Annotated in this window: 19 protein-coding genes; 12 read left to right on the top strand and 7 right to left on the bottom strand. The window is 65.9% G+C overall.

Features of this window, described 5'->3' with window-relative positions; translation table 11 throughout:
- Positions 1-6 precede the first annotated feature (6 nt).
- The 5 genes from ACFXNW_RS25720 (at position 7) to ACFXNW_RS25700 (ending at position 5,662) form a co-directional block, all read left to right on the top strand.
- Complete coding sequence (locus ACFXNW_RS25720) at positions 7-837, top strand: LLM class F420-dependent oxidoreductase (protein ID WP_379420356.1); 831 nt, start codon at positions 7-9, stop codon at positions 835-837.
- Between the two features lie 120 nt (positions 838-957).
- Positions 958-2,328: an MFS transporter gene (locus tag ACFXNW_RS25715; protein ID WP_379420355.1), complete on the top strand. Its 1,371-nt coding sequence runs from the start codon at positions 958-960 to the stop codon at positions 2,326-2,328.
- Positions 2,329-2,371: 43 nt separating this feature from the next.
- Positions 2,372-3,031 (top strand): response regulator transcription factor, encoded by a 660-nt coding sequence (locus tag ACFXNW_RS25710; RefSeq protein WP_379420386.1) that lies wholly within the window; start codon positions 2,372-2,374, stop codon positions 3,029-3,031.
- A gap of 73 nt (positions 3,032-3,104) precedes the next feature.
- A complete protein-coding gene (locus ACFXNW_RS25705) occupies positions 3,105-4,742 on the top strand; it encodes a sensor histidine kinase (RefSeq protein ID WP_379420354.1) in 1,638 nt (545 codons plus the stop codon).
- Positions 4,739-5,662: a TAXI family TRAP transporter solute-binding subunit gene (locus tag ACFXNW_RS25700; RefSeq protein ID WP_379420353.1), complete on the top strand. Its 924-nt coding sequence runs from the start codon at positions 4,739-4,741 to the stop codon at positions 5,660-5,662. Before ACFXNW_RS25705 ends, ACFXNW_RS25700 begins: the two co-directional genes overlap by 4 nt.
- 4 nt (positions 5,663-5,666) lie before the next feature.
- Here the strand turns inward: ACFXNW_RS25700 and ACFXNW_RS25695 are convergent, their stop codons facing one another.
- Positions 5,667-5,996: a metal-sensitive transcriptional regulator gene (locus tag ACFXNW_RS25695; protein WP_379420352.1), complete on the bottom strand. Its 330-nt coding sequence runs from the start codon at positions 5,994-5,996 to the stop codon at positions 5,667-5,669.
- A 161-nt stretch (positions 5,997-6,157) separates the two neighbouring features.
- Between ACFXNW_RS25695 and ACFXNW_RS25690 the strand changes: the two genes are divergently transcribed.
- Positions 6,158-6,967, top strand: coding sequence for an S-methyl-5'-thioadenosine phosphorylase (locus ACFXNW_RS25690; RefSeq protein ID WP_379420351.1), 810 nt, complete (start codon positions 6,158-6,160; stop codon positions 6,965-6,967).
- Between the two features lie 33 nt (positions 6,968-7,000).
- Positions 7,001-7,561, top strand: a complete 561-nt coding sequence (locus ACFXNW_RS25685; RefSeq protein ID WP_379420350.1) for an NADPH-dependent FMN reductase — start codon at positions 7,001-7,003, stop codon at positions 7,559-7,561.
- A gap of 10 nt (positions 7,562-7,571) precedes the next feature.
- Here ACFXNW_RS25685 and eccE read toward each other — a convergent pair whose 3' ends face one another.
- A complete protein-coding gene (eccE, locus tag ACFXNW_RS25680; protein ID WP_379420349.1) occupies positions 7,572-9,215 on the bottom strand; it encodes a type VII secretion protein EccE in 1,644 nt (547 codons plus the stop codon).
- Positions 9,216-9,328: 113 nt separating this feature from the next.
- On the opposite strand from eccE, the gene eccB reads away from it, so the two are divergent.
- Positions 9,329-10,801 carry a type VII secretion protein EccB gene (eccB, locus tag ACFXNW_RS25675; protein ID WP_379420348.1) on the top strand — a complete coding sequence of 491 codons (1,473 nt, stop codon included), beginning with the start codon at positions 9,329-9,331 and terminating at the stop codon, positions 10,799-10,801.
- Positions 10,802-11,003: 202 nt separating this feature from the next.
- Here the strand turns inward: eccB and mycP are convergent, their stop codons facing one another.
- Positions 11,004-12,419 (bottom strand): type VII secretion-associated serine protease mycosin, encoded by a 1,416-nt coding sequence (mycP, locus tag ACFXNW_RS25670; protein ID WP_379420347.1) that lies wholly within the window; start codon positions 12,417-12,419, stop codon positions 11,004-11,006.
- Positions 12,416-13,882, bottom strand: a complete 1,467-nt coding sequence (gene eccD / locus ACFXNW_RS25665) for a type VII secretion integral membrane protein EccD (protein WP_379420346.1) — start codon at positions 13,880-13,882, stop codon at positions 12,416-12,418. Before eccD ends, mycP begins: the two co-directional genes overlap by 4 nt.
- 173 nt (positions 13,883-14,055) lie before the next feature.
- Here eccD and eccCa point away from each other — a divergent pair, with 173 nt between their 5' ends.
- From eccCa to ACFXNW_RS25645, 4 genes are all read left to right on the top strand, one after another.
- Complete coding sequence (eccCa, locus tag ACFXNW_RS25660; protein WP_379420345.1) at positions 14,056-18,096, top strand: type VII secretion protein EccCa; 4,041 nt, start codon at positions 14,056-14,058, stop codon at positions 18,094-18,096.
- Complete coding sequence (locus ACFXNW_RS25655; RefSeq protein WP_379420344.1) at positions 18,093-19,556, top strand: type VII secretion-associated protein; 1,464 nt, start codon at positions 18,093-18,095, stop codon at positions 19,554-19,556. The genes eccCa and ACFXNW_RS25655 overlap by 4 nt, the downstream gene beginning before the upstream one ends.
- A gap of 127 nt (positions 19,557-19,683) precedes the next feature.
- Positions 19,684-20,025: a WXG100 family type VII secretion target gene (locus ACFXNW_RS25650; protein ID WP_379420343.1), complete on the top strand. Its 342-nt coding sequence runs from the start codon at positions 19,684-19,686 to the stop codon at positions 20,023-20,025.
- Positions 20,026-20,076: 51 nt separating this feature from the next.
- Positions 20,077-20,370, top strand: coding sequence for a WXG100 family type VII secretion target (locus ACFXNW_RS25645; RefSeq protein WP_379420342.1), 294 nt, complete (start codon positions 20,077-20,079; stop codon positions 20,368-20,370).
- A gap of 79 nt (positions 20,371-20,449) precedes the next feature.
- Here the strand turns inward: ACFXNW_RS25645 and ACFXNW_RS25640 are convergent, their stop codons facing one another.
- The 3 genes from ACFXNW_RS25640 to ACFXNW_RS25630 form a co-directional block, all read right to left on the bottom strand.
- Complete coding sequence (locus ACFXNW_RS25640; protein WP_379420341.1) at positions 20,450-20,950, bottom strand: hypothetical protein; 501 nt, start codon at positions 20,948-20,950, stop codon at positions 20,450-20,452.
- A gap of 38 nt (positions 20,951-20,988) precedes the next feature.
- Positions 20,989-21,936: a serine/threonine-protein kinase gene (locus ACFXNW_RS25635; protein ID WP_379420340.1), complete on the bottom strand. Its 948-nt coding sequence runs from the start codon at positions 21,934-21,936 to the stop codon at positions 20,989-20,991.
- Between the two features lie 115 nt (positions 21,937-22,051).
- On the bottom strand, positions 22,052-23,263 hold the full coding sequence (locus ACFXNW_RS25630; protein ID WP_379420339.1) for a hypothetical protein: 1,212 nt from the start codon (positions 23,261-23,263) through the stop codon (positions 22,052-22,054).
- Positions 23,264-23,293 lie beyond the last annotated feature (30 nt).

Raw genomic sequence — 23,293 nt, 5'->3', positions numbered from 1 at the left:
CCGAACATGACGATCGATGGGCTCGGACGGTTCGGTGTATGGCGTGGCTACAAGGGATTCACGCCCGAGGATGCGAAGGAGCTGGAGGGACTCGGCTACAGCACGCTGTGGCTGGGCGGCTCACCGCCCGCCGATCTGCCGGTGGTCGAAGACCTGCTGGCAGCCACCGAGACGCTGAGCGTCGGCACCAGCATCGTCAACATCTGGACGGCTCCCGCGGCGGAGGTCGCCGCATCCTTCCACCGCATCGAAGCGCGCTTTCCCGGCCGCTTCCTGCTCGGCATCGGTGCAGGTCATCCCGAGTTCAACGGCACCTACCGCAAGCCATACGACGCGCTGGTCGAATACCTCGACGAGCTGGACAAGGCCGGTGTGCCACGTAGCCGCCGCGCCCTGGCCGCGCTCGGCCCGCGAGTGCTGGAGCTGGCTGCCGAACGTAGCGCCGGCGCGCTGCCCTATCTGGTGCCAGCGGCTCATACGGCCTTCGCCCGGGAAACCCTCGGGCCCGCCGGTCTCGCCGTCGAACACAAGATCGTGCTGGACGAGGACGTCGACCGCGCCCGCGCGACAGCCCGGCCGTCGGTGCAGATGTACCTGGGTCTCGGCAATTACGTCCGCAATCTGCGCAAGTTCGGCTTCAGCGAATCCGATGTGACCGCACCCGGTAGCGATGACCTGATCGATGCACTGGCCCTGCACGGCTCGGCGGCCGTGGTGGCCGAGCGGCTGCGCGCCCACCTGGACGCGGGCGCCGACCATATCGCGGTCCAACCGCTCGGTGCGGACTACCTGGCCGATCTGCGGGAGTTGGCGCCTGCTCTGATCCATCCGGCCTGAGTCCGGAGCAATCGTCCTAAGGGACGGTTAGGAACGGACTCGTAGCCTTCCCTGGGGGCTGTGACTGCCGACACAGTGGTCTCCGACGGTGCAATGCCGCGCCGATAGAGGAGGCTTCAGGTGACAACGACACAGGCCGGTGGTGAACGGCGAGTAGTAGCGAATGTGCTGCGTGGCTCGATCGGCAATCTCGTCGAGTGGTACGACTGGTATGTCTACGCGGCGTTCAGCGTGTACTTCGCGAAGGCGTTCTTCCCTGACGGTGATCCCACCGCGCAGTTGCTGTCCACGGCGGCGGTCTTCGCGGTCGGGTTCATCATGCGCCCGATCGGCGGCTGGGCGCTCGGACGCTACGCCGATCGCTTCGGCCGACGCTCCGCGCTGACTCTCTCGGTGACGGTGATGGCCGCGGGTTCGCTGATGATCGCCCTGACACCGGGCTTCCAGACGATCGGTATCGCGGCGCCGGTGCTGTTGTTGCTGGCGCGGCTGCTGCAGGGATTGTCCGTCGGCGGTGAATACGCCACCAGCGCGACCTACCTGTCGGAAGTGGCCTCTGCGGGCCGGCGCGGCTTCTACTCCAGCTTCCAGTACGTGACGTTGGTGGCGGGCCAGCTCACCGCCCTCGGCGTGCAGATCATCCTGCAGCAGGTGCTCACCTCCGAGCAGATGCACAGCTGGGGCTGGCGCATCCCGTTCCTGATCGGTGCCTGCGGCGCCATCGTGGTGATGCTGCTGCGGCGCGGCATGGACGAATCGGAATCATTCAAGGCCGCCGCGAACGAGAGAGCGGCGACCGGGCAGACCGCGAAGGGTTCGCGCGGTTCGCTGCGGGTGCTGCTGCAGTACCCGCGTGAATGCCTGCTGGTGGTCGGCCTGACCATGGGCGGCACGCTGGCGTTCTACACCTACACCACCTACATGCAGAAGTTCATGATCAACACCTCCGGTATCTCCAAGGACACCGTGGCCTGGATCAACTTCGTCGCGCTGCTGTTCTTCGTGGTGCTGCAGCCGATCGCCGGTGGGCTGTCCGACCGGATCGGCCGGCGCAAGCTGCTCATCTTCTTCGGTATATCCGGAACGCTGCTGACGGTGCCGATCATGACGGCGCTGTCGCACACAACCAACGCGTTCGCGGCATTCGGGCTGATGATGACCGCTCTGGTGATCGTCACCGGCTACACCTCGATCAACTCGATCGTGAAGGCCGAGCTGTTCCCGACCAAGATCCGCGCGCTCGGTGTCGGCCTGCCGTACGCGCTGACCGTCGCGGTGTTCGGTGGTACCGCCGAAATGATCGCCCTCGCATTGAAGAAGGCGGGCCTCGAGTCGCTGTACTTCTTCTACGTCGCCGGATGTATCGCCATCTCGCTGATCACCTACTACTTCATGCGCGAGACCTCGGCCGAGTCCACCATCGACGCCGAAGTCGCCGTCGATGCCGGCACGGCCGAGCCGGAACGGGAGATGGCCACCGTGCGTGGCTGACCGAACCGGACACGCGCCGATCCTGCTGTGGGAGGATCGGCGCGTGCGGCTGGCGGTGGTCGAGGACGACGACGGCGTAGGCGATGCCCTGGTAGAGGCGCTCACGGCGCGCGGCTACCGGGCCGAACGCATGCGCCGCGGCGCCGATCTGCTCATCGCCCACCGCGACTATGACGCCGTCATCCTGGATCTGGGCCTGCCCGATGCGGACGGCCTGCAGATTCTGCGTCAACTTCGCGAGGTCAGCGCGATGCCGGTGTTGATCCTCACCGCACGCAGTGATGAACGGTCCATCGTGCGCGGTTTGCGTGGCGGTGCCGATGACTATGTGGTCAAACCCCCGCGGATCGCCGAGTTGATGGCGCGTCTGGAGACGGTGATGCGCCGAGCGGCGGTGGTGGCGCAGCGGGCGCGGACCGAAGTCGTCACCGGTGACGTCCGGGTGGACCTGCGCGCGCGGGTAGTGGAGGTGGCGGGTATCCCGATCCCGCTCACCCAGAAGGAATTCGAGCTGGTCGAGGTGCTGGTGGAACGGCCGGGCTCAGCGGTGAGCAGGCAGCAGTTGATGGATCGGATCTGGGGCGATGCGTTCGTCGCGGTGTCGCGTTCACTCGACGTCCATATGACGGGATTGCGGGCGAAACTGAACCGGCCCGGATTGATCACCACGATTCGCGGTTACGGGTATCGGTGGGGCGAATGATGTTCGTGCGGTCATCGGGAGTGCCGAGATCGGCGCGGTCGAGGCGGCCTGCCGGTCTGATCAGGAGGCCGGTATGCGCCGCCGCCTGCTGATAGTGCTCACAGTCTTCGCCGCGATCGCGGTGCTTGCCTTCGCTGTTCCGCTCTCGCTCACTGCCGCGACGAGCCGCACTCAACAGCTGGTGCTCGGCCGTTCCGGCGACGCGGACCGTTTCGCTACCCTCGCCGATGGCGCCGGATCGGCGGGCGGAGTACAGGCTCTGGCCGACGAAGTCGGGCGGTATCACGAGTTGTACGGCGAGAACGTGCTGGTGGTGGACGCGCGTGGGACGCCGATCGTCAATGCCGGGGTCGACGAAAGCGATCCGCGGATCATGGCGGCGGTAGCAGCGGCGCGGCGCAATCAACGCCCGCAGCACGTGGACCGGCTGACGCCGTGGAGTGATCAGACCATGCTCATCGCCCGCCCGGTCGGTACCGGCGTGCAGGTGAACGGCGCCGTGGTGATCGAGGCATCCACCACGGCAGCGCGCGTCGCGATCGCGCAGGTATGGGCCGTGATCGGCTTCGGCGCGGTGGGCGCGATGGTGGTGTTCATCCTGCTGGCGCTGGTGCTGAGCCGCTGGGTGTTGCGCCCGCTGGCTGCGATGTCGGATGCGGTCGCCGAACTCACCGCGACGCTGCCCAAGCCAGGGCCGGCCGCGCCACGGGAACCGAGCGGCGATCCGAGCACGGCGCTGATCACCCGAAGGTACGGCGGCCCACCCGAGGTCCGCGCGCTCGCGGAGTCGGTCGACGCCATGGCCGCCGCCGTCGCAGATTCCGCCGACGCCCAACGCCAGCTGGTCGCCGACACCGCGCACGCCATGCGCAACCCCTTGGCGGCGTTGACGATCCGCCTCGACTCGTTGGAAGCGGCCATCCCGGAACGCGCATCGGCGACTTTCCGTGGTGCGAGCGCGGAGGTCGACCGCCTGACCGCACTGCTGGACGCCCTGCTCGAGCTGGCTGTGGCCGAGGCACCGGCCGCCTTCGGTGCCGCAGCCTTCGCAGACGATTACTGCGATGCCATCCAAGTCGTAGCGGACCGAATCGACGCCTGGACACCTGCCTTCGCCGAAGCGGGAATACAGTTGACCACGGGTGTCCCGGTCGGCGGCGCCGAGTCGACTTATACCGATCGGGCCGACTGGGGTTCAGCGAAGCCGAGGGCGAGCAACGAGGCAGCCCATCGCGGTGCGGCGGTCGAGCACGTGCAGGTTTCGGGCGCAACCAACGGTCCGCGAGGTTCGGGTGCGGAGAACTCGCCGGCGACCGACGTGGCTGAGAGAGAGATCGCAGCTGCGGCGCGTGGGGAGCGGTCTACCGAGACGGCGATCAACTCTGCAGCGCTGGCCCAGATACTCGATGTGGCGCTGAGTAACTCGTGCCGATACGCGGGCTCCGGTGCACACACAGTTGTCGATGTGCTGATCGAGCCGGGCTGGGTGATCGTTCGAGTCGCCGATGACGGGCGGGGCGTCGAGGCGGGCGAGCTCGACAAGCTCACCTCCCGATTCTTCCGTGGCGCGACAGCTGCGGCCGGCGGCACAGGGCTCGGCCTGTCGATTGCGCAGGCCTTGACCAAGGCCAGGGGCGGCACGTTGACGGTGGAGTCTGTCCAGCCACACGGCCTCGCCGTCGCAATCCGATTACCGGCGGTGAGCCGATGAACGGGCCGCCGCTCTCGCGACGCCGGGCCTTGGCCTTGGCCGCGCTCGCGTCGGCGAGCGTGTTCGGCTGTGGGAGCAACGACCGGACGACGGTGCGCTTGGCCTCCGGCGAGGACGGCGGCTTCTATTTCGCCTTCGCGGGTCTGCTCGCCGCCGCGGCCGCAGCCGAATCGGATGTGATCCGCATCGAACCCGTGGAAACCGCAGGCTCGCAACAGAATCTACGAATGCTCGCCGCAGGCGAGGTCGATACCGCGCTGGCGCTGGCGGATTCGGCGGGGGATGACGGTGGGCGAGTGGTGGCGCTCGGCCGGGTGTATGAGAACTATTTGCAGCTGGCGGTACGCGCGGAGGGTCCGATAAAAGAGGTCTCGGATCTGCGCGGGCGGCGGGTGAACCTCGGTGCCGAGGGTTCGGGTGCGGCGGTGACCGGTCGCAGGCTGTTGACTACAGCGGGGCTCGATCCCGCCGTCGACGTCACGGTCGAGCACCGCCCGCTCCGTGAGGCGGCACAGGCGCTGACCGACGGCACAATCGATGCGCTGCTATGGGCCGGTGGCGTCCCGACGGGCGCGCTCGATGTGCCCGATCCCATGCGTCTGGTCGACCTCGGCGCGCTGGCCGGGCCGATGCGGGAGCGGTACGGCCCCGTCTACGACCTGGTCGCGATCCCTGCCGACGCCTACCCTGGCAGCCCGGCGGTGCACACCATCGGCGTCGCCAACCTGCTGCTCGCCGCGGCGACCCTGCCCGATGAGGCGGCCGCCGCGATCGTCGAGCTGCTGGTCTGGCATGCCGACGCTCTGGTTCCCGCCGAGGCCGCGGGCACCCAGTTCCTGGACGGGCGGTTCCTCATCGGCACCGGCACCGTTCCATTGCATCCGGGCGCCGCCGAGGTGTACCGGCGCTGGCACGGCTGAGCGGTCAGGAACGCACCATCCGGGCGATGGCGTCGGTGGCTTCCTTGATCTTGGCGTCGGCTTCCGGTCCGCCCGCTACCGCGGCGTCGACGACGCAGTGGCTGATGTGGTCTTCGAGCAGACCCATCGCCACCGCCTGCAGCGCCTTGGTCATCGCGGAGACCTGCGTCAGAATGTCGATGCAGTACTTCTCTTCTTCGACCATCCGCTGCAAGCCGCGGGCCTGACCCTCGATCCGGCGCAACCGTTTGAGGTAGTCGTCCTTCGCGGTGATGTAGCCGTGCGTGGAATGGTCGTGTGCGGTGTGGTCGTTGTTCGACGGGCTGGGTGTCACCGACTGCCTCCTCGTTGCCCGCCGGGTCGGCGGCCTGAACATCAGAATACCCCCCTAGGGTACACCGTGTGGCGGGAATTGTCAGGTGAGCGCGTCGTCCACCGCAGATCCGGGCACCCCTCCGCGCCGGGGGTTCGATCGAGACGGGGACAATCGTCATTATGAACTCGCACGCCCACCCCGCGATCGCCGTCATCGGCGGCAGCGGCTTCTACGACTTCTTCGACAATGAGGCGGTCACTGTCGAGGTGGACACGCCCTATGGCGCGCCGAGTGCGCCGGTCGCGGTCGGTGAAGTCGAGGGGCGGCCCGTCGCATTCCTGCCACGCCACGGCAAGCGCCACGAGTACTCCCCGCACACACTGCCCTACCAGGCGAATATGTGGGCACTGCGGTCGCTGGGCGTGCGCCGGATCTTCGCGCCGTGCGCGGTGGGCAGCTTGCGCCCGGACTGGGGGCCGGGCACGGTCGCCGTCCCGGATCAGATCGTCGATCGCACCTCCGGACGTCCGCAGACCTTCTTCGACGGCGGCGGCGTGCATGTGTCCTTCGCCGACCCGTACTGCGACGAACTCCGCACCGCCGTCATCGGTTCCGCCGGCGACGCGCTGCCGATGCGGGACTCGGGCACCATGGTCGTGGTGCAGGGCCCGCGCTTCTCCACCCGTGCCGAAAGCCGCTGGTTCGCCGCGCAGGGCTGGGAGCTGGTGAACATGACCGGTCATCCCGAAGCGGTCTTGGCCCGGGAACTGGAAATGTGTTACGCCGCAGTCGCTCTGGTCACCGATCTGGACGCCGGTGTGGAAGAGGGCGACGGCGTGCACGTCACCGACGTCTTCGCCGAATTCGAGAAGAACATCACCCCGTTCAAGGCGCTGGTCCGGCGCGCGATAGCCGCCGTCGACGGCACCGACACCTGCGCGCGCTGCCAGGTGCACGCGGGGGTCTCGCTGCCGTTCGAACTACCCTGACTCCCGCGGTACGCACAGGTATAGGCTCGCGCCGTGGACACCCCGTTGCGGCTCGAGGTCATCGTCGCCAGCGTGCGCCCCGAACGGTTCGCGCCGGTAGTCGCCGACTGGTTCCTGCGCACGGTGCGTGATCGGCCGGAATTCGATACGGGCGTCATCGATCTCATCGACACCCCGCTACCGACCGACCTCACCGAAACGCCGGAGGCGCAACGGTTTCGTGCCAGGCTCGCCGCCGCCGACGCCTTCGTGGTCATCACCTCCGAGTACAACCACGGCTACCCGGCTTCGCTGAAAACGGCCTTCGACACCGCCAAGCACGAATGGCGTGCCAAGCCGATCGGATTCGTCGCCTACGGCGGACTGTCGGGTGGGTTGCGCGCTGTCGAACAGTTGCGTCAGGTCGTCGCCGAGATCCATATGGTCTCGATCCGCGAGACGGTCAGCTTCCACCAGGCCAAGAAACGGTTCGACGCCGCGGGCGAAACCCACGACGGTGCCGCCATCGATGCGGCCGAACGCATGCTGCGTCAATTGGCCTGGTGGGGACGTACTTTGCGATCCGCTCGCGGGTCGGATCCCTATCCGGGATGACCTGCGTGTGCTACTGGTTCGCCATGGCGCGGCGTCCACGCGGCTGGCCGATGTAGGTGGCCTCCCGCGGAATCGACACCAGCGTCAGATCGACCTGTGCGGTGCCGGTCCGCAACACCACATGGTTGCCGATCGCACCCGGCTGGTGGATCGACAGATCCGGCTTGGTGGCGGGCCAGCCCATCGGATCGCCGGTCACATAGATCGTGGTGACACCGGCGTGCGGCGCGGGCGCGAGCACGCCGTCGACCACGGTCGCGGTGAATCCGGCATCGGACTGGTGGGTTTCCACCGCGATGGTCAGCCGCTCCGGGTTGCCGATCGTGGTGACCAGGTTCTCCCAGGCATGTGCACGGTCGGTGCGGATCAGGATGCGCTCACCGACCGCGAGGGCGCGGAACACCAGCTGCTGGGCCAGGTAGAGCTCGCCGGCCAGGTACACCGTCGAGATACCGGCACCGATGATGCGGACCGCGACACCGTTGCCCTCGTCGTCGGAGCCGATCAGCTGACCGCAGCCCGACGACGGCAGATGCAGCGCGCCGATCACATCGATCGGGTACTCGCTCATCGGCACCGTGTCGTCCACGTCCGGGATACCGATCGGCAGATGCGCGAGCAGTCCGTCGCGGTGTCTGCCGTTCATCGAAACCATGCCCTCGCGTTTGGTGCGTTCGGGCAGCTCACGTGCCGTCAGCCGCCAGGCCGCACCGATATTCACCGAATCGCGGCTGGTACCGGGCCGCAATCGCACCGCGACCGTGGTGCCGCGCGAGGGTGCCACCCACAGCTGGGCCAGCAGATCCGAGCCGAGCCGCTTCGGGTCGACCGCACCACCGATATTGACGCTGTTGCCCAGCTCGGCGTAGCGCCAGCGCTGAGTCAGCGTGCGCGGATCGTAGCCACCGGTGATCTGCAGAACCGCCTTGCGGATTTCCGGCGCGGTGAGGATACGAGCGTTGCAGTCGGCGTCTTCGAGCGCGCGCATGATCCGCTGCGTCGCGATCGTCACCGCGCGGGACGCTCCGTCGTTGCCGCCGCCGCGCCGTTCGGCCGCACCGGGGCAGCCGACCGCGTCGAAGCTGATGGCGAGCCACACCGTGCGGTGCGCGGTGGCGGGCAGCGGACCGAGCAGCGATTCGTAGATCTTGCCCGCGGGCGTGCCCGCACGGCTGCGGTGGCCATGGCTGATGATGTCGATGCCGCTGAGCAGGATGTCGTGCTGGGACAGGCATTGCGCCAGCTCGGGCAGCGGCAGCAGATGCGAGGCGTGCACGGTGGTGCGGGCGATACGGGTCAACCCGCCCTTGGGGGCGAGGACCTCGACAACGGTCACCACCCGGCTGCCGTCCCAGTACAGGCCGAGCGAACGTCCGTCGGGACCACGGAAGTCGACGGTGTCACCGATCTCGTACTCGCGCTGGGCCAGATAGCCGGTGCCGGTGCCGATCCAATCCAGCAGCACCCGCCGCCCGACCGGGATCAGCGGGATCAGCGCGACCACAACGCCTACGCCGACCGCAGGCCAGACGCCGAGCCCGGCCAGCAGCGCGATCGCACCCGCGATGAGCCCCACGAATTGCGCGATCATCAGGTTGCGCAGTGAGATGCGGCCCAGAAGCGGGCGCGGTCCAGCGCCGGCAGGTTCGGCCATCGTCAGTCCCCCAAGTACCCGTATCGGCCGCCTTCGGTGTGGCCGAGCTGAACAAGAGTCCTCGGGAACTGTACTGTGTTCCGCGGACGCGAGCACTGTTCGGGGGAGGAAACATGCCTTCAAAACCCACTACGCGCTGGCAGGTGAGCGGTTACCGCTTCCTGGTACGCCGGATGGAGCACGCCCTGGTGCGCCGGGACGTGCGAATGCTGCACGACCCCATGCGCTCACAGTCGCGTGCCTACGCCGCCGGGCTGGTTCTCGGCATCGTCGTGCTGGCCGGCTGCGGTGTGCTGGCCCTGCTACGCCCGCAGGACAAAATCGGCGACAACAAGATCCTGATCGGCAAGGAATCGGGTGCGGTGTACGTCGTCCTCAACGACGTCGTCCATCCCGCGCTCAACATTGCCTCGGCGCGGCTGGCGGCCGGTGACGCGCCAAGCGCCGTCATCGTCAAGGAGTCCGAACTCGGCAGCAAGGCGCGCGGCCCGCTGATCGGCATCCCCGGCGCGCCGAGCGTGCTGAACTTCGACAAGGACGGCAAGGGCCGGGCCTGGTCGGTCTGCGACTCCATGAAGATGGACGGCGGCCGCGACCTCACCACCTCCGTGCTGGCCGGCGACCCGGAACTGGGCGAGAAGGCCTCGGTCATGGGTGGCGACAAGGCGCTGCTCGTGCAGGGCGACGACGCCACCTACCTGGTCTACGACAAGAAGCGCGCCCGCGTCGATATGACCGATCGCGCCGTCACCGACGCATTGAACATCACCGGTGTGACGCCGCGGCCGATCAGCGAGGGTCTGCTGAACGCGATTCCCGAAGTGCTGGAACTCGAGCCGCCACAGATCGTCGATCCGGGTGGTATGCCGGATAAGCCGATCGGCGACTTCCGCAACGGCACCGTCGTACAGGTGTCGGCCACCGGTGAGACCGAGAACTATGTGGTCTTGCGCGATGGGCTGCAGCGGATCTCGCCGTTCACGGCCGAGATCATCCGCAACGCCAATCCGCAGCCGACCGGCGACACCACCATCAACCAAACGGTGCGCACCAGGGCCGATGTCTCGAATGCGCTGCGCGTCGAGAACTACCCGGTCACCGCCCCAACGATCGTCGACGCCAAGGACCAGCCGGTGAGCTGCCTGTCCTGGAAGCCGATCACCACGGCCACCGAGGATTCCGGCAACCGCGCCGAACTGTCGGTGATCATCGGCATGGCCCTGCCGATGTCGGAGAAGGCCAAACTGGTTCCGCTGGCCCAGGCCGACGGCTCGGGCCCCAACGCCGACTCCGCCTACATCCCCCCGGCGTCGGGCGCCTACGTCCAGACCACCGGCATCGAAGAGGACAGCCGCCGCAAGGACAGCCTCTTCTACGTTGCCGACACCGGCGTCCGCTACGGAATCAAGAACGCCGAAGCGGTGAAGGCCCTTGGTATGCCGGAAAATCCGGAGCCGGCCCCGTGGCCCATCGTCGGACTGCTCGCCAACGGGCCGAGCTTGGGCCGTGAAGAGGCGATGGTGGCGCATGACGGCGTCGCGCCGGACCCGTCACCGGCTCAGAAGCCGGTTGCCGCAGGGAAGTGAGAGGCGGTGCGCCGCTCGGATCGCGGCGCACCACCTATCCGCTGATCTGGTCCGGCGTCACTGAACAGCTTGGACTCTGTTCTGGGAGTGGAGCGTTGATGGTCTAGACCCTGGGGATCGCGACCGACAAGTATGGCCCGCCGTGTGGCGGGCCATACTTGTCGGTCGAATTCGTTGTCTGCCTGGTGTTACCGGATGGCCGTCAGTCTTCTCGAACCCCGAACCGGCGACGGATGGGGAACGAGGCCAGGTAGCCGAGGATCAGTCCACCACCGATGATTCCGGTGCCGATGAGCGCCACGTTGCGCGCCAGGTTGTCGGGCGGGGGTGGGGGAGCTGGGACCGGGAGTTGGATGCTCTGGGCCGGGCTGGGTTGCTTCGCCTGTAGTGGAGTGTCGGGAACTTCGTTGGTGAGTGCCGCGACGGGATCCACTGCGCCGTAACCGATATAGGGGTTCCAGCCCTCGGCGGGGGCGTGGGCCGTGGCTTCGAGACGCTTGATGACGTCCTGGGCGCTCAGGTGGGGAAAACGGGCCCGGACCAATGCCACAACGCCGGAGACGTAGGGCGCCGCAAAGCTGGTGCCTTGCAGTGTGGTGATCTTGTCCGGTTCGCCCTTGGCGACAATGGTCCCGTCGGTCAGGGTGTCCAGCGAGACGATCCCCTCACCGGGCGCCGCAATATCGACCCATGGCCCCGGTACCGTGAAATCCGACGGTTGGCCCTTCGGTCCGATCGAGCCGACCGTAAGGACGTAATCGTCATAGCGCGCCGGGGTGACGTTCGTGGACAGGTTCTCCCACAGGTCAGCGGTCGGATCGAGCGGATCGACATCCGGATTGCCTGCCCCGCACTTGGAGGTCTGATCCATGTTCCCAGCCGCTGCCACGACAACCACGTTCTTTTCCAGCGTCGCGTATCGCAATGCCGCACCGAGCGCCGAGTCCGCGGGATTGTGCGATCCCGGCACACACAGAACAAGCGAGATATTGATCACCGATACGCCGCGGTCGGCCGCGCGCCGAACCGCCGAGGCCAGCGCGTCGATATTGCCGTAGCCGTCCGGCGGATCTTCCGGCCGCTGCTCGGTAGAGCGACCCTTCTTCTGAAACTTGCTGCTGGTCTGCCGAATCGACATGATCCGGGCTTCCGGCGCGACACCGGAAAAGCCCTGGCCATCCACTTGACTGGCAGCGATCAAGCCTGCCACGACGGTGCCGTGGGCATCACAATCTTGCAGGCCATCACCGCCCGCCGCGACATAGTCTCCGCCAGGGATCAGTCCAGGCAGCCGTGGATGCGGGGCGACGCCGGTATCGATGACTGCGATCGTCTGGCCGGCTCCACGGGAGAATTGCCATGCATGCGGCAGATCGAGCGCCCGCTGTGGTTCCGGAATTGTCGGTCCATCGCCGCCGAGCTGGGTACTCGCGCAAGGCGTATTCGATTTCTGCTCGGTCGGTTCCGGCGGTACAGCCGGATCTCCCGGCGGCAACTTCCCCATATCGATCGGCGGCGGCGGATCCGCATACGCCACGCCCTGGCCGAGACCCAAACCGAACGACGCGCTGAAACCCAGCGTCAGGGCGGCGGCCGTGACGCGCAGGTGCCCGCTCACAGCCCGCGAACGAGGGAGTAGAGCGAGGCCACCCAGAAGACCAGGGGCAGTACGGCAGCGACGAACGCGTACTCGAGCAGTTCGACGGCCCGGCGCATCGGCGGTGTCGCCGACTGGTTCGGGATGATGATGCCGAGGATCAGCGCGCCGACCAGCATCGCCATCGCGGCACCGAACACCGCCAGCGGCTGTTCGGCCACGAAACCCATTCCGACCAGCAGAGTCAGCACGATCGCCGCGCCGCCCGCGACCAGCACGATCGCCTGTTCGGCGCCCGCGTAGGTGCGGCTGCGGAACATCAGCACCACGGCGCAGACCAGCGCGAGGGCGATGCCCTGCCAGTAGAAGCCCTCACCGGTGGGGTCGGTCGCCGCGAGCGCGCCGATCACGGTGACCAGCGTGGTCGCGGAGACGAGACCGCTCAGGTACATGCGAGCGCGCTCGGACTTGGCGCGCAGTGCCTCCATGGTCGGCAGTGCGCGGTGATCGTCGGGGTCTTCTTCGGTCGGGTCGATCGGGGTGCCCGGCGACGGCACCGGCGGCAGCGGCAGCTTCGACAGCAGCATCGAAACCCGCGGTGCCAGTGACAATCCGGCGAGCCCGAGGGCCGCGGCGACCGCACCGATCGCGCGGACCGACTGATCGGTCAGCAGTCCGACCAGCGAGGCAGGAACGGCGTAGATCGCGAGCGCGCCCGCGCCGATGAACAAGCCGAGCCCGACGCCGGTGACGCGCCACGCGAGGATCGCCGTCGCGCCGAGCAGCACGGACCCGAGCAGGAAGTTCGCCCAGCCGTAATGGTCGGGGACGATGAGCATGCCCCCGGTGAACGAGGTCGGCAGCGCGCAGCCGCCGAGCACCAGCGCGGTCGCGGTGTCGCCGTACATCCGGCTGAGCAGCATGCCGGCGACCACAAGCAGGATCGTCACGCCGAGTGCGATGGAGCCGGTGATCCAGCCCGCCATGGCGTCCGGGGCGGCCAAAAGACCCGCACATCCGGCGAGCATGGTGAATGCCGCCAGGATCGAGCCGGTGATGCGGGCGGTCTTCGGCGTCCAGCCCTTGAAATGGTCGGCGTCGGCGATCGCGACGTTGTACATGATGTCGTCGAACAGCGGCGTCGGCGCAGTATGGGCCGCGCTCTCCAGCATCAGCAGCTCACCGTCACGGACACCGTGCTCACCGAGGCTCAGCGAGTTGGAGAACGGGGGATGGCCGATGCGCGCCAGCACCCATTCGGCCGGTTCGAAACGTTCACCCTCATTGTCGAAATCGTTGGTGCGGCTGTGCTGGGCGACCATGTCGACCACGCTCGGAATCACCAGAGCGACCGGGACATCCACCGGGATGGCCATGTCCACTTGGGTATGTTTGGCCAGGATGGTGACCCTGGTCAGATCGGGTGCGCGGACGATGCCGCGTGAGGATTCCTCCTCGATGTGGTCAAGTCGCGCGTGCGTCAAGGCTCCCCCAACTCGGTCGCTACCTCGTGTTTTCCGCACCCCGCCGGCCCGAGCGGAGCTTGCGAACCCATGGGTCCGGGCAGCAGAATGCTGGTCGAACTGTACGACATGTCGGCGGTTGCCTCTACACTGAGGCCCGAACACCGCAGGCCAAGAGGGGGAATTCTCGTCTTATGAGCACAGTCCGGTTTCAGCGGCGCGCACGCCGGGAGATGCCGCGGACGCCCGGTGGCGAAGTCACCCTGCAGCCGCCTCCCGAGATCCCCCGGGTGACACCGGGCAACCTGCTGATGAAGCTGATGCCGGTCGTGATGGTCATCGGCATGGTCGGGATGATGGCCCTGATGTTCACCATGGGCGGCAGCAAGATGATGTCGAACCCGATGTCGATGATGTTCCCGGTCATGATGCTGTTCTCCATGGTTGGCATGGTCGCCGGCCAGGGTGGTGGCAAGGGCCAGAAGGCCGCCGAGGCCAACGAGGACCGCAAGGACTACCTGCGCTACCTCGACCAGGTCCGCAAGGATGTCGACGACACCGCCACCCAGCAGCGCGCCGCGGTCGAGTGGAGCCACCCCGAGCCCGGCCTGATCTGGATGCTCGCGGGCACCAGCCGGATGTGGGAGCGTCGCGCGGGCGACAAGGATTTCTGCCACGCTCGTATCGGTATCGGCGGCCAGCGCCTGGCCACCAGGCTGATCGCCCCGGAGACCGGTCCGGTCGAAGAGCTGGAGCCGATCGCCGCGGTGTCGCTGCGCCGTTTCGTGCGCGCGCACTCCACGGTCCCGGATCTGCCCACCGCCATCGCCGTCAAGGGTTTCGCCACCATCGCACTCGACGGTGATCGCGCCGAGGCGCGCGATATGACGCGCGCGATGCTGTTGCAGCTGGCCATGTTCCACGGCCCCGACCAGGTGCTCGTCGCCGTCGTCTGCGGTCCGGACACCGCGTCGGAGTGGGAGTGGACGAAGTGGCTGCCCCATACACAGCACCCCGACGCCCAGGACGGCATCGGCACCCAGCGCATGTTCTACAGCTCTATCCGTGAAGCCGCCGCGGGGCTGCAGCCGCTGCTGGCCAACCGTGTCCGGTACTCGCGCAATCAGCCTGCCAACGCGAACCTGGTGCACATCGTCATCGTGGTCGACGGCGGTCTGCTGGAGTCGGAGGAAGACCAGCTCCGCGAATCGGGCTACGAGGGCGTCACCATCCTCGACCTGTGCGGTTACGCGCCGCGACTGGCCGTTTCGCGCGGCATCAAGATGATCGTCGAGAACGGCGAATGCGTCGGTCGCGGTGCCACCGGTAATCAGGAACGTTTCGCGTTGATCGACCAGATCAGCCCCGAACAAGCCCAGCAGGTGGCCCGCAGGCTGGCGCCTTTCCGTGCCGCGAGCCAGCGCAGCAGCGACGTCGAGGTCAGCGACACCGAGGTCATCTCGACCTGGGCCCAGCTGATGAGCCTCGGTGATATCGGCATGTTCAACCCGGAGCACGCCTGGCGCCCCCGCTACGGCCGCGAGCGCCTGCGCGTGCCGTTCGGTGTCGGTGCCGACGGACTGCCGGTAGTGCTCGACATCAAGGAAGCCGCCGAAAGCGGTATGGGCCCACACGGTCTGTGCATCGGTGCGACCGGTTCGGGTAAGTCGGAGTTCCTGCGCACCCTGGTGCTGAGCCTGCTGGCCACGCATTCGCCCGACCAGCTGAACCTCGTTCTTGTCGACTTCAAGGGTGGTGCCACCTTCCTCGGCTTCGATGATGTGCCGCATGTCGCGGCGGTCATCACCAACCTCGAGGACGAAGCCGACCTCGTCGACCGTATGCGTGACGCCTTGGCCGGTGAGATGAACCGGCGCCAGGAAGTGCTGCGCCAGGCCGGTAACTTCGCCAACGTCTCCGAATACGAGAAGGCGCGCGCCGCGGGCGCCGACCTCGATCCGCTGCCCGCGCTGTTCGTGGTGCTCGACGAGTTCTCCGAATTGCTCACCCAGCACCCGGATTTCGCGGAGCTTTTCGTCATGATCGGCCGCCTGGGCCGCTCGCTGCACGTGCATCTGCTGCTGGCCTCGCAGCGCCTCGAAGAGGGCAAGCTCAAGGGCCTGGAGAGCCACCTGTCCTACCGTATCGGCCTGAAGACCTTCTCCGCCAACGAATCCCGTCAGGTCCTCGGTGTCCCTGACGCCTACAACCTGCCCAACAGCCCCGGTGGCGGTTACCTGAAGTCCGACTCCGGTGAGATCCAGCGCTTCCAGGCGTCCTATGTCTCCGGTGACTATGTCGGTGGCGGTTCGCAGCGCGATATGACCATCGCGACGCAAGCCGGTGAGATCGACGTGCGGGCGCGACCGTTCGCCGCAGGGCATGTCGACTTCCGCAATGCCGACCGCCTTCCGCTGCCGTCCGCACCCACCGACGATCCGGAACCCCAGGTCAGTGACGACGGCGAACAGCTGTCCAACATCGGCATGCTGGTCCAGCGCATCAAAGACCACGGCAGGCCCGCGCACGAGATCTGGCTGCCGCCGCTCGACGACGCGCCCACCCTCGACCAGCTCGTCCCGCGTTCGATCCTCACCGGCGAATACGCCGCGGTGGCAACGCTGCGCGCCCCGATCGGCATCGTCGACCGCCCCTACGATCAGCGCCGTGATCCGCTGGTCGTCGACCTGTCCGGTTCCCGAGGCAACGTCGCGATCGTCGGCGGTCCGCAGTCCGGTAAGTCGACGATGCTGCGCTCGCTGATCATGTCGATGTCGCTGACCCACACCGCCGAACAGGTGCAGTTCTACTGCCTCGACTTCGGTGGCGGCACGATGGCCAGCCTCGAAGGCATGCCGCATGTGGGTTCGGTGGCCGGTCGTCTCGACGAAGACAAGGTCCGCCGCACCCTCGCGGAAATGACCACGATCGTCCGCCAGCGCGAACTGCGGTTCCGGCAACTGGGTATCGAATCGATGGCGGAATTCCGTCGCCTGCGCTCGATGGATCCGTCCAGCAGCCCCGCTGCCGCCGGCGCTCACGAAGATCCCTTCGGTGACGCCTTCCTGGTGATCGACGGTTACGGCTCCATCCGCCAGGATTTCGACACCCTGGAACAGCCGATCATGAATCTCGCCGTGCAGGGTCTGTCCTACGGCGTGCACGTGGTGATCGCGCTGTCGCGCTGGATGGAAGCGCGCCCTGCGCTGAAGGACCAGATCGGCACCCGTCTGGAGCTGCGGCTCGGTGATCCCGCCGACTCCGACTTCGGCCGCAAGATCGCGGCGCTGGTTCCGCAGGGTCGCCCGGGTCGCGGTATGACCCCGGAGAACCTGCACATGCTGACCGCGCTACCTCGTGTCGACGGCAGCTCCGACCCGCAGGACATCAGCACCGGTGTCGCGAACGCGGTTCAGCAGCTCGCCTCGATGACGCCCGGTCGCCACGCGCCGAAGGTGCGTATGCTGCCGGAGCGGTTGGATCGCAACGATTTGCTGGCAACGCTCGAGGGTTGGGGCACGGTTGTTCCCGGCCGGAAGAATGCCAGCATTCCGATCGGTATCAGCGAGTCCGAGCTGGCGCCTGTCTTCCTCAACTTCAACGAACAGCCCCACTTCCTCATCTTCGGTGACACCGAATGCGGCAAGACCACGCTGCTGCGCGCTATCTGCCAAGGCATCATGGAGTCGAACCGGCCCCAGGAAGCGGCCATCATCCTTGCCGACTACCGGCGCTCGCTGCTCGGTGGCGTCGAAGGTGACCACATCGCCGCGTACGCGACGAGTGCACAGGGCCTCACCACCAATGTCAAAGACATTGCGGGGCTGCTCGCGTCGCGCATGCCCGGCCCGGACATCACGCCACAGCAGTTGCGTGATCGCTCCTGGTGGGCGGGTCCGGATCTGTATCTGATCGTTGATGACTACGACCTGGTTGTCACGGGCAGCGGCAACCCGATCGCGCCGATCGTCGAATACCTGCCGCACGCGAAGGACGTCGGCTTCCACTTGATCATTGCCCGCCGCTCCGGCGGTGCGGCACGTGCCATGTACGAAGCGGTCATCTCGCGACTGCGCGACCTGGCCACCCCCGGCTTGATCATGAGTGGCACCAAGGATGAAGGAATCCTGCTCGGCAATGTCAAACCCAGTGCGATGCCGCCGGGTCGAGGCACAATCGTCAGCCGAGCCGGCGCCGAGCTTGTCCAGACCTCATGGATGCCTCCGATCGTATGACCGCCGTCGAGCTGACTCTCACCGAAACGCGCTTGTGGGCGCGTAGCTCGAATACCCACGCGGACCTTCCGCCGTCGGTCGCACCCGGCAGCGACGGGTTCAGCCTCGTCGTCGGCGAGCCGCTCATGCCGCAGTCGATGGCATGTTCGGCAGTGCAACTGCTGACCGCCGACCGAATCGCCTATCTGCCGAGCTTGCCCTCGCCCGTAGACGCTATGTCGGCGGTCTTCGGCAGATTGCTTGCTGAGCTTCGGGTTCCGGAGCCCTGTGAGCGCCTAACGATCGTCACCCCGACCGAATGGGGGACAAGGCGCCGTTCCGACATCGAAACAGCTGCGTCCCGCGTCGCCTCCGAGGTCGAGTTCCATACAGCGGCGTTGCGTGCGGTTGCCGCTGATACTCGAAACCGAGACCGCCGCACGGTGGTGATCGAGTTCGGCCCGCTGTCGACAACCGCGACATCGGTGATCTACGGCCAACATGGGCCCGAGATCGAGGCGTGTGAGCACGAGCCGAATCTGGCCGCTGTCGAGATCGCGCCGGACAGCCAAGGTTTGAGCGAGCTGCGTGCGCTTTTCGAACTCCTGCTGGCCGGTCGGCCGGCCGACAGTGTGTTGCTCGTCGGCGGAGCCGACCCGGGTTTTCTCGAGCTGATCGGTTCGGCCGTCACCGAGGTTTCCGGACCCGATACCGACCTTCGGACTGTGGCGAGCGCTGATCTGGCTCGCAACAAACAGAACGAGGCCACGCACTACCCGACGGCGGCGATTCCACAACTCCCGCAGACCGAATGGCTACAACCATTGCGTGAGCGCGCCGCGGCCACCCGCCCGCCTCGCTCGCGTACACCGATCTACATCGGCGCCGCGGCGGTCGCGGCGATATTGGTCGCAGGTGTCGGCGCAGCTGTGGTCCTGAACCAGCCCGACGACGCAGGAAGCGCGACAGCCGCGGCCCAATCGTCGACGGTTGCCGAACCTTCTCGGTCGGCGGTCGCGCCGACGACCGCTCCGAAGGCGACCACCACGAAGGCGGCGCCGGCGCCTCAAACCATCGGCAACGTCCGATTCAAAGTTCCTGCCGGCTGGCGGATCACAGATGCCGCAGGCGGATCCCGCATCTACCTGGTCCCCGAAGACGGCACCAAGGCTCGAATCACACTCACCCAGAAGCAGGTCGTCCCTGGCGTCGGCTACGAACAGGTCGCGGCCAACCTCGAGGCTCAGATCAGGCAACGCCCTGAAGGAACCATGAGCCCGCTGCGCCGCGATGTGGTCTTCGGCGGCCGCTCCGGCCTGGCCTACAGCGAACATCCAGACGACGGCTCACAGGTCGACTGGCATGTTATCGTCGAACACAGCACCCAGGTCGGGATCGGGTGTCAATATCAGACAGGGGGGCAAGACACGACAACACAACTCTGTGCAGATGTCGCAACCACGCTGGAAGTCATCCCATGACACCAGCCCAAAATTCTTTCCAAATTGATGGAACCGATTGGGCGGGTCTCTGCGTCCAATCTAGTAGTTGGAACGAATCGGCTCGGTCCACGAGGGGCGGCCGAATCAAGTCACAAGAACGGAGTGCATGATGTCGGGTACCGTGAGGAACGACCTCGCCACGATGGAGGCCACTTCTGGCCACGTCGTGAATGTCAGCAACCAGATCCAGAGCGAGATCACCGGGGTCAGGAATCTGGTCGACGGCGCAACGCACTGGGGTGGTACAGCGAAGCAGGCGTTTACGACTGTGATGGCTGATTTCGACAAGGCAGCCTCTGACCTGAAGGTCATCCTGGAGGACAAGATCGCCGCGAACATCAAGAAGAACGGCGTGGCGTACGACCAGCAGGAACAGGACATCCAGGCGCAGGTGCTGAAGGCCGGCGCCTCCGGTGAGCTCGGTTCGAGCCTGAATATCCAGATGTAATCGAACGAGCTTCGAAATCAACAGACAATCGCTGAAATAGGGAGATGAGCAGTGGCTGATCAGGGGATCAATTACAGCAAAGAACAGCTGATCGAGCTTGCCGGCCAGATCCGCGCTAGCGAGCGGCGCCTGCAGGAAACGCAGGAGGAGCTCAAGGGCTACGTGAACGGTCTGGTAGCGGAATGGGATGGTGCTGCTCGTGAGGCGTACCAGACGACCCAGGCCGAGTGGGACAAGGCGCAGCAGACGATCATGACCACCCTCGAGACGATCGCCAAGGTCGTCGAGGACGGTGCCATTTCGATGGCCGAGATGGACATGATGAACTCGCGCTCCTGGGCGTAATTCAGCTGTTCCTCGCGAACACACAGTGGGCTCCGGCGTTTTCGCGCCGGAGCCCACTTGCGTATGGGCTCGTAGCGCTCTACCTGACGCGACCTTGCAGCGCCGGGATCGCCTTCTCGACCAACACCGATTCCGAGTTCGTCGACCAGTTGCGCAGGGCGACAACGGCAGTCGGGTCGTCCAGTGCGATCACTGTCGCGGCCGACCCAGTGATGAGGAAGGGCAGTCCGGAAAGGCCTCCGCCACCGGCCTCCGAGTCGCTACGAACAACCAGGACATAGCTGTCACGATCCGCCGTCAACCGGGAAGTATCCACTGCCCGTGGCGATGGCTCATCGCCCTGCTTCTCATAGCTGAAGTTGTAGACGAACCCGAGATCCTCGAAGAACTTCGTTTGCGGTGAAGGGCTCAAATAGACTGCAGGGGAGCCGTTCGCGCTGTAATCGATCAGAGTGATCGTTTTCCCGTGGAACGCCGGATTGTTCTGGCGGGCCCGGCCGATCGGCGTTTGCGCTTCCGAGGTCGGCGAGGAAACGGACCCAGCGGCTTCGGCCGAACCCGACGGGTCGTCTCCGGACATGGCCAGCGCAGTGCCGCCAACGGCAAGTCCGAGGACAACTACTGACGCGCCGACAGCAACCGGCCATCGCCGCCGATGTTTCTGCTGGCTCGGGGGCGAGGTAGTGTTCGGCTCGGAAACCGGTCGCGGATCAATGACCTGCACCGGGTAGGTCGGCGAAGTGTTAGTGGACACCGGTTATGGCCAGGCACAAGGGAATCAGCCGCCGCATCGGTGAACTCTCGGCAGCTGTTGAACCGATCGCCCGGCTGCTTCGCCAACGCCTTGGCGAATACCTGGTCGAGTGCGGCGGGAAGGCCCGGATTGACAGCGGTCGCCAATGGTGGCGGCTGATGGAGGTGCCCCATCATGACCATGGCGGGCTGGGCGCCCGGGTATGGGTTCTGGCCGGTGATCAGCTTGAACAGTGAGCAGGCGAGACTGTAGATGTCGGCGCGATGGTCGAGAGGTTGTCCGGAAAGCTGCTCAGGCGGCGCGTAAGCAATCGTCGCGAGCAAGTTTCCGGTCTTGGTGAGCTCCGAGGCATCGTCGGCTGCCTTCGCGACACCGAAGTCGGTCAGCAGCACACGCTCGTCCTCGCCCGAATCGGGGGACGACAGCAGGAAATTTGCGGGCTTGACGTCGCGATGAAGCAGACCCCGCCGATGTGCGTAGTCAAGACCTTTGCCGACCTCAGTGATGATGCGAAGCGCGCGCAACGGCGTCATCGAATGAGGGTCATCGGCTGTCACGGCAGATGCGTCGGTTCCCTCGATGTACTGCATCGAGATCCACAGCTGGCCGTTCTCATCGCCGCGGTTGTACACCGACACGATGTTCGGGTGGTCCAACCCAGCCGCGATGTTGGCCTCGCGCTCGAAGCGGACGCGGAACTCGCGGTCACGTGACAGCTCCGGGCTCAGCACCTTCAGCGCATCCATCCGAGGCAGGCTCGGATGCTTTGCGAGATAGACGGCTCCCATTCCGCCCGCGCCGAGCGCCCGCACGATCCGGTATCCGCCGATCACGGTTCCTGGGCTCAGCGCCATGATTTACCTTCTCCTGGCTCGGGCGTGAGAGATTCAACCACTCGAAATGCAGTGGCGACATATAGAGATCCGGTCATCGGCCGTTCGCCAAGATGGAGTATTGCGCCGCCGCACGCTGATGCACGTCGATCAGTTGGTCACTGTTCACTATTCCGACGTACTCGTGATACGCGACCATGCACACAAACCGGTCGAACCTGGCCAGGCCGAACTTCTCGGGTGTTTCCGCGCACACGGAATCCGGAATATTCGGGACGGGGTCGGCAGCTCTGGTGGTGGCGAAAGGAAACAACTTGTCAGTGATCGATGTGCGTGCCGAATCGTGGCTATCGGTGCGGACAACGATCGAGTCACCGGCAGTGCCGAACCGTACGGCATTCATTGCTGTATAACCGCTGCGTGCTGTGCCGCGGTCAGGTGCGGCATGCAGGATTCCGCGTAAGCCGACATTCAACGAAGAGTCGCCGAGGGACGGCCTGCCGCTGTTCAGTGGATCCATGGCGCGCACTACCAAGCGATCGGCGTCCCATGGTAGCGAGAGCATTTCGATGTCGCTGATCGGCGGCAGCTGGTCCAAGAGCGGTAGCTGGGCGTCGTATGCCTTCTCGGTGAGAGTGGTCAGTGTCTGTAGGTCATTTGTCGGAGCTGAAATCTGGTATACAACGACCCACTTGCCGTGGGAGATCGTCGATCTGATGAAGGTGGAATCTGGGTTCCAGTGGCTTAGAGCGTTGGGATACTTACCCAGCGCAATAGCCTTGTTCTTCTCCTTGAAGTGGGCAAGATCGCGGTCGTACAGCTGTTGGGAAGTTCGTTCGGCTGCGCCCTCGTCCGGGAACTGCAGGATCAATGTGTTGATCGTGCCTGCGCCGGGTTCGACCTTTGCCGGCCATTTTCCGGATGAGCGGCTGACCGACGTGGGTGCGCTGCTCCCACCAGTGATGAAGCCGTACAGAAAGCGATTGCTCTCCGCAATCTCTCCTAGACCCGTTCCGAACTTCTCCATATCCGACTCGAGCACCGTGTATGACACATCATGATGGAGGGTGTATTTGAAGGATGGATCGATCTCATCCGCAGTTGCGGTGTAATCCGCGAGACGCATTCCCGCGACCCCGGCCATGTCATAAAAGGGTGCGTCGATCGGGTCATCATGGGCATCGACAGCGAGGGTCGGGTATGTTCCGGTATCGAGATTTCGCACGTCGATCTCGCCTGGCATCGGGCTTCCGGACAGCGTATCGCCACATGCGCCGACGGATGTGGCGAGCAGCGCAATGGCCATGGCTCTAGCAACGGTTCGGCCGGCGATGCG

This window comes from Nocardia sp. NPDC059180 (genome assembly GCF_042754945.1).
GTDB lineage: Bacteria > Actinomycetota > Actinomycetes > Mycobacteriales > Mycobacteriaceae > Nocardia.
Note: the sequence above shows the minus strand (reverse complement) of the source record. Positions and strands in the feature narration are given on the sequence as shown.